Raw genomic sequence first — 555 nt, forward strand, 5'->3', positions numbered from 1 at the left:
GAAGGGATAACAAATGATAAAACTTCATCATCTGAATCAGTCACGCTCTAAGCGTATTATCTGGTTACTTGAAGAGCTCAACGTGGAATACGAAATCGTGCCTTACGTTCGTGACAAAGTGACTTTCATGGCACCGCCAGAACTAAAGAGCGTTCATCCACTTGGTAAGTCGCCACTCCTTGAAGATGATGGTGAGTTTATTATTGAATCAGGAGCCATGACTGAATACTTGATTGAAAAGTACAGTGATGGAGCGCTTGCCCCTAAGCGTGGTACAAAAGCGCATACTGAATATTTACAATGGATGCACTTTGCAGAAAGCTCCGCTATTTTGCCGATGCTATTGAAAATATTCATCAGTAAAGAGCCGAACTCGATGCAGTTTTTGCCTGCATACGCCGACAAAGAAGCAATGAATGTATTGAGCTACTTCGAACAAGCGTTGGAAGGAAAAACCTACCTCGTAGAAGAGCGATTGACGGGTGCAGACATCATGATGTCTTTCATCGTTGAGTTAGTACAGATGTTTGGCCTAGCAGAACAATTCCCGAATAT

At 42.7% G+C, this 555-nt stretch carries 1 protein-coding gene; it reads left to right on the forward strand.

Annotated elements, in window-relative coordinates:
- Positions 1 to 13: 13 nt before the first annotated feature.
- A partial coding sequence (locus R7Z77_RS27635; protein ID WP_318137343.1) for a glutathione S-transferase occupies positions 14 to 555 on the forward strand: 542 nt, incomplete at its 3' end.

The sequence above is a fragment of the Vibrio sp. 1401 genome, assembly GCF_033340295.1.